At 68.1% G+C, this 8,720-nt stretch carries 7 protein-coding genes; 2 read left to right on the top strand and 5 right to left on the bottom strand.

Translation table 11 applies throughout. The features are described from left to right. Positions 1-96: 96 nt before the first annotated feature. Both ABZV40_RS31550 and ABZV40_RS31545 read right to left on the bottom strand, forming a co-directional pair. On the bottom strand, positions 97-1,308 hold the full coding sequence (locus tag ABZV40_RS31550; RefSeq protein ID WP_355449638.1) for an amidohydrolase: 1,212 nt from the start codon (positions 1,306-1,308) through the stop codon (positions 97-99). Between the two features lie 34 nt (positions 1,309-1,342). Continuing rightward, positions 1,343-2,230: an aldose 1-epimerase family protein gene (locus ABZV40_RS31545; protein WP_355449635.1), complete on the bottom strand. Its 888-nt coding sequence runs from the start codon at positions 2,228-2,230 to the stop codon at positions 1,343-1,345. Positions 2,231-2,267: 37 nt separating this feature from the next. Here ABZV40_RS31545 and ABZV40_RS31540 point away from each other — a divergent pair, with 37 nt between their 5' ends. Then, entirely contained in the window at positions 2,268-3,044 is a 777-nt protein-coding gene (locus ABZV40_RS31540) for an MBL fold metallo-hydrolase (RefSeq protein WP_355449632.1), read from the top strand. Positions 3,045-3,047: 3 nt separating this feature from the next. Here the strand turns inward: ABZV40_RS31540 and ABZV40_RS31535 are convergent, their stop codons facing one another. Continuing rightward, complete coding sequence (locus ABZV40_RS31535; RefSeq protein ID WP_355449629.1) at positions 3,048-4,442, bottom strand: APC family permease; 1,395 nt, start codon at positions 4,440-4,442, stop codon at positions 3,048-3,050. A 72-nt stretch (positions 4,443-4,514) separates the two neighbouring features. Here ABZV40_RS31535 and ABZV40_RS31530 point away from each other — a divergent pair, with 72 nt between their 5' ends. Then, a complete protein-coding gene (locus ABZV40_RS31530; RefSeq protein ID WP_355449626.1) occupies positions 4,515-5,297 on the top strand; it encodes a hypothetical protein in 783 nt (260 codons plus the stop codon). Here the strand turns inward: ABZV40_RS31530 and ABZV40_RS31525 are convergent. Next, complete coding sequence (locus ABZV40_RS31525; protein ID WP_355449623.1) at positions 5,281-6,489, bottom strand: MFS transporter; 1,209 nt, start codon at positions 6,487-6,489, stop codon at positions 5,281-5,283. The genes ABZV40_RS31530 and ABZV40_RS31525 overlap by 17 nt on opposite strands. 111 nt (positions 6,490-6,600) lie before the next feature. Next, positions 6,601-8,535: an asparagine synthase (glutamine-hydrolyzing) gene (gene asnB / locus ABZV40_RS31520; protein ID WP_355449620.1), complete on the bottom strand. Its 1,935-nt coding sequence runs from the start codon at positions 8,533-8,535 to the stop codon at positions 6,601-6,603. Between the last annotated feature and the right edge of the window lie 185 nt (positions 8,536-8,720).

The raw sequence follows: 8,720 nt of genomic DNA, 5'->3' as shown, positions 1-8,720 counted from the left end.
GCCCCTGGTCTTCGGCCGCTGCCTGGGCTGACGTCCAGGTCTTTTATGGGCGCATAAAACAACCTGACGTGGATGAAGGCGCCCTTCATCGCACCCCTAGAGGGTTTCGCGGTAGAAGGGGTCGGCCACGACCCCTTCGCCCTTGCGCTCGTCGAACGTGTAGACCTCGCGGCCCTCGACGTACACGTGCAGGGCCCGGCTCATCACGTCCAGCGGGTCCCCGGACCAGATCACCACGTCACCGTCCAGGCCGGGCTTCAGCGCGCCCACGCGGTCGTCCAGGCCCATGATCCTGGCCGGGTTGACCGTGAGCGACCTGATCGCCACCTCCGGGTCGAGGCCTTCCTTCACCGCCAGCGTGGCCTGGTGCACCAGGAAGTGGATCGGCACCACCGGGTGGTCCGTGGTGATCGCCAGCTCGACCCCGGCCCGCGCCAGGATTCCCGGGTTCCGCAGGCCGCGGTTGCGAACCTCCACTTTGGACCGCGAGGTGAACAGCGGCCCGATGATGACCGGAATCCGCTTCTCCGCGATGAGATCCGCGATCAGGTGGCCTTCGGTGCCGTGGTTGATGATCAACCGGTAGCCGAACTCCTCCGACAACCTGATCGCCGTGGCGATGTCGTCGGCCCGGTGCGCGTGCTGGCACCACGGCAGCTCACCGCTGAGCACCTTCGCCAGGATCTCCTGGGTGTTGTTGCGGTCGAAGGCCTTCCCGTCGGCTTCCGCCTCGGCCTTGCGCGCCACGTAGTCCTGCGTCTTGGTCAGCTCGTCCCGGATGACGGCCGCGACCCCTTGCCGCGTGGACGGCAGCTTCCCCTTCTCGCCGTACACCCGCTTCGGGTTCTCCCCCAGCGCGCTCTTCACGCTGACCGGTTCCTTGACGAGCATCTCGTCGACGGTCCGCCCCCAGCACTTCACGGCCACCGTCTGGCCGCCGATCGGGTTGCCCGACCCCGGCTTGATCACCGCCGTGGTGACCCCGCCGCTGAGCGCGTCACCGAACCCGAGGTCGGCGGGGTTGATCGCGTCCAGCGCCCGCATCCGCGCGCCGACCGGATCGGTCATCTCGTTGGTGTCCTGACCCGCCCAGCCCTCGGCCTCCTCGTGGACGCCGATGTGCCCGTGCGCCTCGACGAAGCCGGGCAGCACCCAGGCCCCGTCCGCGTCCACAACCTCAATCCCGTCCGGGATGTCGACGTCGGCGCCGACCGCGACGATCTTCCCGTCCTGGATCAGGACAGTGCCGCCTTCGACGGGCTCTCCGTCGACCGGCACGACATAGCCACCGGTGATCGCGATGTTCATGGTTAGCGACGCTAACGGTTGCGCTGCCGTTTCGCTACGAAAGCGGCTTGATCCCCCACCGGGCGCCCCAGGACTCCCCGGGAGCCACCCAGATCAGGTCGATGCCGGAGTTCAACGCGTCCGGCGGGCAGGTCATCGGTTCGATGGCCACCGCACGGCCGCGGCCGGGGTAGTTGTCCGGCGTGTACACCTGCACCCAGCGGAACGCCGGGTCAGCCCAGACCTCGACGCCACCGCTCTCGGACTCCAGCAGGTGGTGCACCAGGCCGTCCGCGGCGGGCTCGCAGCCGCCGAACGGCGTGTCCAGCTGGACCCCGTCCAGCGACCGCCCCTCGCGGAAGTCGAGCTCGGTCCCCTCCACCGGCGCCGCTGCCCCTGAAGGCACCATCCGCTCGGTGTCCAGCGGCAGCACGGTCGTCGCCGCGAGCGTCAGCGTGCACGAGTCGGTCGGGGCGTTCCCGGCCCGCGGGTACGGGTGCGTGCCCACACCGAACGGCGTGGCGACGTCTCCGACGTTCTTGACGCCGTGCGTGACCGTCAGCCCGTTGTCGTCCAGCGCATACGACACGGTGACGTACAACGCCGCAGGCCACCCCGGCTGAGGTTCGATCGTCGTCTGCAGCGACACCAGCGACCCGGTGTGCTCCAGCACCGACCAGGGCCGCCGCCGGACCAGCCCGTGAATGGCGTTCCCCCGCGCCGGCTCGGTCACCTCCAGGTGCTGAACCACCCCGTCCAGCACCCAGGACGCCCCCGCCGTGCGGTTCGGCCACGGCACCAGCACCGCTCCGGCGCTCATCGGCGGCTTCTCGTCCGCGCCGAACGTCTCCACATACGGAACGCCGTCCACCTCGAAAGACCGAAGGCCCGCGCCTACAGTCGCGATCACGGCGGTGGCACCCTCGTACGAGATCCCCAACATAGGGTTGCAGCCTACGGGGCCAACGGAAGGATTCCCCATGAAGGTTCATCACCTCAACTGCGCGACCATGCACCCTCCGCTGGTGGCGGGCGGCATCGTGGCGCACTGCCTGCTGATCGAGACCGACCAGGGCCTCGTCCTCGTCGACACCGGGTTCGGCACGCACGAGGTGACCAACCCCAAGGGGACGATCGACGGCCTCAGCCGCGCGCTGCTCAAGCCGTTGCTCGACATCAACGAGACCGCGATCTTCCAGGTCGAGAAGCGCGGCTACGGCGCCGAGGACGTGCGGCACGTCCTGCTCACCCACCTCGACCTGGACCACGCGGGCGGGCTGCGGGACTTCCCGAACGCCACCGTGCACGTGCTGGACACCGAGTTGGAGAGCGCGACCAACCCGCGCAACGCCAAGGAGCGGGCGCGGTACCCGAAGGCGCAGCGCGAGGGCGTCACGTTCCAGACGCACAAGGCCGAGGGCGAGGACTGGTTCGGGTTCGAGGCGGTGAAGGACATCCCCGGCCTGCCCGACGACATCCTGATGGTGCCGCTCATCGGCCACACCCGCGGTCACACCGGCATCGCGGTCAAGAGCGACGACGGCTGGCTGCTGCACGCCGGCGACGCCTACTTCTACCGCGGCGAGGTCGAGACGCCGCCGAGCAACATCTTCGCGCTCAAGGTCACCGCCAAGCAGACCGAGACGATCCGCGAGCAGCGTCTGTCCAATGTGGAACGGTTGAGGGAGCTCAAGGCGAGCGGTGAGGCCGAGGTCTTCTGCGCCCACGACCCGGTCGAGCTCGCCAGGCTCGCGTGACGTTCACCCGCCGGATCCGCCCCGGCCCGGTTCCGCCTTCCCGTGCGCCAGGCGGTTGATGCCCCAGAGCACGAGACCGGCGAGCAGCAGCCAGCCCGCGGTGGTGTAGTCGCTCCACGGCCGGCCGGACGTCCGCGGCAGCACCAGGTAGGCACAGCACAGCGCGCCCAGCACCGGCGCCCACGTCGGTGCGCGGAAGTGCCGGTGCTCCACCTTCTCCTTGCGCAGCACCAGCAGCGCGACGTTGACGATCATGAAGACGATCAGCAGCAGCAACGACGTCGTGCCGCCCAGCTTCGCCACGGTGCCGGTCGACACCAGGATCACCGCGAGGCCCGTGGTGAACACGATGGAGATCCACGGCGTGCGCCGCGACGGGTGCACGGTGTTGAAGAACTTGGGGATGATCTGCTCGTTCGCCATGCCGTAGAGCAGACGGCTGGCCATCAGCATGTTGATGAGCGCCGAGTTGATCACGGCCAGCAGGCCGATGAGCGCGAAGACCCACAGCGGGAAGCCGGGCGCACCGACCGAGACGACCTTCAGCAGCGCGTTGGTCTCCGCTTTCGCCAGTTCGTCCGCCGGGATCAGCAGCGACGCCGTGGTCGTCACGAGAACGTAGATCAACGCGGCGATGCCCATGCCCGTGAGGATCGCGCGGGGGAAGATCCTGGTCGGGTTGTGGCACTCCTCCGCCATGTTCACCGAGTCCTCGAACCCGACCATCGCGAAGAACGCCAGCGCGGTCGCCGAACTGATGGCGATCACGATGCCCGTGCCCCTCGGGTCCTCGACCCGGGTGAGACGGCTCGGGTCACCGTCGCCGACCGCGACGGCGTACGCGCCGATGGCGATCACGATGAGCAGGCCGGACAGCTCGATGCAGGTCAGCACGACGTTCGCCTTCACCGACTCCGAGACGCCGCGGAAGTTGACCAGGGCGAGGACGACGACGAAGACGATCGCCAGCGCGGTCCAGACGAACGCGTCCTTGGACGCGGTGATGTCGAAGAACTCCACGAGCAGCTGGCGCAGGTAGGTGTTGCCGAACGTGAGCGCGGCGGACGAGGCGGACGTCAGGCCGGAGCACATCACGGTGAAGGCGACCATGAAGGTCAGGAACTGCAGCTTGAAGGCCCTGTTCGTGTAGAGCGCGGCACCCGCGGCCCTGGGGTACTTGCCCACGAGCTCGATGTAGCTGAACGCGGTCAGGAAGGCCACCACGAACGCGAGCACGAAAGGCAGCCAGAGCGCGCCGCCGATGTTCTTCGCGACGCTGCCGACCAGCGCGTAGATACCGGTGCCGAGGATGTCGCCGACGACGAAGAACAACAGGAGATTCGGGCCGATCGCCCGTTTCAGCTCAGGTTGTTCCGTTTGTGAAGTCGCTTCAGCCATGTCCCGGGATTGTGCCCGTTTTGCCCAAGTCCCCACGGGAGCGGACGATCACCTCACCCATATGGTGTAACTATGAGACGCACCGCACCCCTGCTCGTCGCGGCCATCGTGCTGACCGGCTGCACGTCGTCACCGCCGCCGGCTCAGCCGAAGCAGTTCTCGGACGTGCAGAGCCTGGTGGCCGCGGTGTCCAAAGTGGTCAACGAGAAGAAGACCTACCGCTTCACCATCGCGCCACCGACCACGGGCGGCGTCACGGCCCCCGCCAACGGTTCCGTGCGCCTGGGCGACGTGCCGAGCATCGACGCGACCACCAAGCGTCCCGTCCAGACCGGCGGCAAGGACGAGGAGCTGCGGTTCGTCTCGACCACAAGGGACAGCGCGTTCGTGAAGCTGCCGCCGGTGTTCGGGCTGCCGCAGGACAGGTCGTGGATCAAGCTGGTGCGCAAGGACGACGACGAGCTCACGAACACGTTGCTGGGCTACCACGACGTGATCTACCAGCAGGCCGTCTTCACGACCTACCACCTGCCCGTGGTGCAGGCGGGCGGCGAGGTGAAGCTGGTCGCGCAGACCGGTGAGCGCACCCGGTACTCGATCGCCGTCGACTACAAGAAGGCCTACGACGCGCTCACCGACGAGAACCTGCGCAACGAGGTCAAGCTCGCCCTCGACCAGGGCGTCACGAGCACGGTGGGCGAGATCGAGCTGGACGGCAGCGGACTGCCGGCGCGCATCAAGTTCTCCACGCAGTTCCAGAACGCGCTGATCGTCGACGAGGCGCGGTTCACCGACTGGGGCTCCGACGTGCGGATCACCGAGCCGTCCGCGAACGAGATCAGCCCGCGGAACTGACCCGGTAGCGCCAGATCGCGGGCAGCAGCACGACCATGGTCACGGTCGCGACGATCACCAGCACGCCACCCGCGGTCACCGCCGCGGCCGTGCCGAACGCCGCGCCACCGGTGCCGTGCAACAGGTCTGCGATGCGCGGCCCGCCCGCCACGACGACGATGAACACGCCCTGCATGCGTCCCCGCATCTCGTCCGTCGCGGCCGACTGCAGGATCACGCCGCGGAACGCCATCGACACCATGTCCGCGGCTCCGGCGAGCGCCAGGAACGCCGCCGCGACCCACAGCGACCCGGCCAGGCCGAAGCCCATGATCGCGACACCCCAGCCGACGACGGCCAGCGCCACCGCGACACCGTGCCGGTTGATGTTCGAGATCCAGCCGGACGTGAGCCCGCACAGCACCGCGCCCACGGGAATCGCCGCGAACAGCACACCCAGCGCGAACCCGCCGCCGGGCGGGTCGCCGAACGTGTGCTGCGCCATCTCCGGGAACAACGCCCGCGGCATGCCGAACACCATCGCGATGACGTCCAGCAACATGCTCGCCAGCAGCACCTTCTGCGCCCACAGGTAGACGAACCCGTCCAGCACGTCCTTGAGCCCCGCGCGCCGCACCACGCCGTCCAGCGGAGGCATCGACGGCAGCTTCCACACCGCGTAGAGCGTGACGACGAGCGCGATCGCGTCCACCAGGTACAGCGTCGACAGCCCGACGACCGGCATCAGCGCACCCGCGAGCAACGGTCCGAGCACCGCACCGAACTGCATGACCGTCGAGCCCAGCGCGCCCGCCGCGGGCAGCAGCCAGGCCGGCACCAGCCGCGCGATCGACGCCGAGCGCGCCGGCGCGTTGGCCGCGAAGAACACCTGCTGCAGGCCGAGCAGCGAGATCACCAGCCACACCGAGCCGACGTTCAGCGCCGCCTGAGCCCACAGCAGCACCGACGAGACGGCGATGCCGGTGTTGGTGACGAGCAGGAGCTTGCGCCGGTCGACCGTGTCCGCGATCGCGCCGCCCCACAGCCCGAAGACCAGCAGCGGAACGAGCGCGACACCCGCGGCGATGCCGACCCACGCGGAGGAGCCGGTGAGGTCGTAGACCTGCTTGGGGACGGCAACGGCGGTGAGCTGGGAGCCCACCGCCGTGACGATCGTGGACAGCCACAACCGGCGATACGGGAGGATCTTCAACGGTCGAGTGTCGATCACGAACGTCGAACGCGCGCTTCTCCCCACAGTGGCCACATGGTTAGCCTATGGCAACTAACAAGTCCTTTACGTGATTTTGTCGCCAACACCACTTCAGAGGCGGACCGGGTAGACCGGTTCCGGCACCTTCGGGCTGATCCGGCCCTCGACGAAGATCCCGTGCCAGATCATGAAGCACAGCACCGACCACAGCTGGCGGCTGCGGTCGAACTGCTCGGACCTGTGCTCGGCGAGCAGCTCCAGCACGGCGTTCTTGTCGAGCAGGTGCCCGGTCTGCGAGTCGGCGATGACCCCCCGCGTCCAGTCGTACATCTCGGCCCGCAGCCAGTGCCGGATCGGCACCGGGAAACCCAGCTTGGGCCGGTTGAGCACGTGCGCCGGAATGATCTTCGCCAACGCCTTGCGCAGCGCGTACTTCGTCGTCCCCTCGGTGAGCTTCTGGTCGAGCGGCACCTCGGCCGCGACCTTGAACACCTCGGGGTCGAGGAACGGCACCCGCAGCTCGATCGAGTTGGCCATGGTCACCTTGTCGGCCTTGACCAGGATGTCGCCGCGCAGCCACGTGAAGAGGTCGATGTGCTGCATGCGCGCGACCGGGTCCCAGCCCTCCGACTCGCGGTACCAGGGCGCCGTGACGTCCTGGAACCCGATGCCCTCGACGTAACCGGGGAACACCGCCCGCACCTGCGCGTCGCTGAAGTTGCGCGCGTTGCCGTAGTACCGCTCCTCCAGCCTGAGCGAGCCGCGCCGCAGCAGGTCCTTGCCCCGCACGCCTTCCGGAATGGACTTCGACACCGCGCCCATCAGCTTCCGCACGCCGCCGGGCACCTTTTCGAAGGGGGACAACGAAAGCGGCTCGTGGTAGATCACGTACCCGCCGAACAGCTCGTCCGCGCCCTCACCGGACAGCACGGCCTTGACGTACTTGCGCGCCTCCCGCGCGATGAACCACAACGGCACCAACGCCGGGTCCGCCACCGGGTCGTCGAGGTACCAGATGATCAGCGGCAGCTCTTCCATCATCTCGTCCGGCGACACGGTCCTCACGACGTGCCGCACCCCGATCGCCGCCGCCGTCTCCGCGGCCACGTCCACCTCGGAGTACCCCTCGCGGTCGAACCCGCTGGTGAACGCGATGAGGTTGGGGTTGTGCAACTTGGCCAGCGTCGCCGTGGCCGTCGAGTCGATCCCACCGGACAGGAACGCGCCGACCGTGACGTCCGGGTCCGAGATCATGTGCTTGGCCACCGAGTCGCGCATCACCTCGGCGATCCGCTCGTGCAGCGCCTCGGCCTCGTGCTCGCCGTTGACCGGCCTGGGCGAGAACACCGGCTTGAAGTACCGGTTGAACAGCACCGGCCCACCAGGCGTGACCTTGAACGACGTCCCGGACTCCACCCGCCGGATCGCCTTGTGCAGCGACTCGGGCTCCGGCACGTACTGCAACACCAGGTAGTGCTGCAGCGCGGTCTGGTCGAGCTCCTGGCTGATCCCGAGCACCCCGGTCAACTGCAGCAGGCTCTTCTTCTCCGACGAGAACGCCACCCCGCCGGGCCCAGCCGCCCAGTACAAAGGCTTGATGCCGAACGGATCCCGCGCACCGAAGACGACCCGCTCCTCCGCGTCCCAGATCATGAACGCGAACATGCCCCGCAGCCGCTTGACCCAGTCGGCCCCGTAGTAGTGGTACCCGGCAACGATCGACTCGCCGTCACCCTCGGTCTTGAAGCGCGCACCGTGGTGCATCGCGAGCTCGGCCCGCAGCTCCTTGTAGTTGTAGATCTCGCCGTTGAAGTTCAGCGTGTACCGAGTGGGGTTCTCCGGCGGCCCCCACACCAACGGCTGGTGGCTGTGCTCCAGGTCGATGAACCCGAGCCGGTTGAACCCGTAGACCACCTCGGCATCGGCCCACGTGTCCTGCTCGTCGGGCCCCCGATGCCGCTGGCAGCGCAGTGCAGCGGCCACAGACCCGCGCGCGGCACTCGCGGCGGCTTCGGTGGAACAGATCAGTCCGAGCACTCCGCACACGTGAAATCGCACCTCGTAGCTAGCTGTTGCTGAAATCCCAGTATGCCCGTGCGCAAAACGGACACCCGCCCAACCCGAGGACGCACGAGCCCCGGCCCAGGTTCCACCCGCTCGTCGTTGTCGATGAAGGGCTCCTTCATCCACCAACAATTGGATTAAGAAGGCAAGAAAAAACAACCCGCCGC

This window comes from Lentzea sp. NPDC004782, from assembly GCF_040609115.1.
Lineage (GTDB): Bacteria > Actinomycetota > Actinomycetes > Mycobacteriales > Pseudonocardiaceae > Lentzea.
Note: the sequence above shows the minus strand (reverse complement) of the source record. Positions and strands in the feature narration are given on the sequence as shown.